The sequence below is a fragment of the Paraeggerthella sp. LCP19S3_G8 genome, assembly GCF_052119225.1.
Taxonomy (GTDB): domain Bacteria; phylum Actinomycetota; class Coriobacteriia; order Coriobacteriales; family Eggerthellaceae; genus Paraeggerthella; species Paraeggerthella hominis.
Window position 1 is genome coordinate 1 of the sequence record NZ_JBQKFQ010000024.1, and the last position, 1,448, is coordinate 1,448.

Genomic DNA, 1,448 nt, shown 5'->3' on the forward strand with positions numbered 1-1,448 from the left:
AGGCTCGGGCGCACGGGCGGGCGTCCCGCATGACGGCGAAGATGACCTTCAGCCTCTTTCGCGCCACGGCTTTGAGGGCCTTGTTGTGCCGCATTCCCCGCGCGCGGCACGCATCGTAGTAGCGGCCGAACTCGTTGTCAGTGCCGACGAGGGAGTTGCAGGAGAAGACGAGCAGGTTCTTGAGCTCCTTGTTGCCGGTCTTCGACGACGACGCCGAGTCCAGAGAGGTGCCCGACTGCCTGTTGCTCGGGGCGAGCCCGGTAAAAGACGCCAGCTTGTCGCGGCTCGAAAACAGGCCGATGTCGACTCCGGCGACGAGCGCCGAGGCGGTCTTCGGGCCGATGCCCGGAACGGTGAGCAGCGCCCGGTACACGGCGTCGCCGGCGAGCAGCGCGTCCATGGACTCCCTGACGGATGCCGCCCTGGCGAGGTCTTCCTCTATCCGCTCGGCGAGCATCCTCACCGCCGCGTCCTCCGCGGCCGTGTGCGGCCTGCCCGACTTCGCCGAAGCCGGGGCCGCGTCCCAAAGCCCGTCGGCCGCCGCCTCGGGCGCCCCCGACTTCTTCACGGCGAAGGTGCGGTAGCCCTTCCTGCCCGCCGCGGCTATGCCGGGGGCGCCCCCGAACCTGGACAGGACGCCCACCTGCCACGCCGCCCCCAGGTCGACGGCCGCCTCGAAGGCGGGGTCGACCTCGAGCAGCACCGAGCGCAGGCGGTTCTTCGACTGCGTGGAGCATTTCGTCAGGAAGCGCCGCTGCGATGCGAGCAGCCTTATCTCGGCGCCGCTGCCGGCGTCCTCGGCCACGGGCCGCAGGCGCCACGGCATCCCGATGGCGGTGCGCGCGATGACCTCGGCGTCTATCTCGTCGGTCTTGGCGGCACCGGGGAACATGTCCCGGGCGCGCTTCATCGCCAGGCCCGGCAGGTAGGCGACCTCCATGCCCGCGGCCCTCGCGCGCTCGAGCACGAGGGCCCCGATGCTGCGCTTCTGGTCGACGACGACGAGCGCCCCTTCGCCCGCGAGCGCGAGCGTCTCGTCTATGGGGCCCTCCCTGTTCTCAAGCGCCTTGTTGAAGAGTATCTCCCCGGACGCCCGGGAGACGGCGCACGCCCGATGCGCCGCCTTGCCCACGTCGAATCCGATGCAGATTGTCCTTGCGGCCTCCATGATGCTATCCTTTCGGCATGTTGGCTGACCGCGCGGGCCGCAGCTTCGGCACCCACATTACAGAGCCGCGCCCTTTCGGGCCGGCAGGTTTCTATCAGCCTTCGCCGCGGCGCCCGTCCCCGGTGGCAACACCCCCCGGGCCTTCGCGAGAGGCAGGGACGAAGGGCCATCCGGGGCGGGTCGGCCAGCAACCCCGCAGGGTCTGCTTCATCGTAATCCGCTTGCGGATCGAGCTGGAAAAGAAAAGACCCGGCAGAGCCAGGTCTAACTGTAATGGGGG

Annotated in this window: 1 protein-coding gene; it reads right to left on the bottom strand. The window is 69.6% G+C overall.

The window, feature by feature from the left end; genetic code table 11:
- On the bottom strand, positions 1-1,168 hold a 1,168-nt coding region (locus ACTQZK_RS13210), incomplete at its 3' end, for an IS110 family transposase (protein ID WP_441899744.1).
- Positions 1,169-1,448 lie beyond the last annotated feature (280 nt).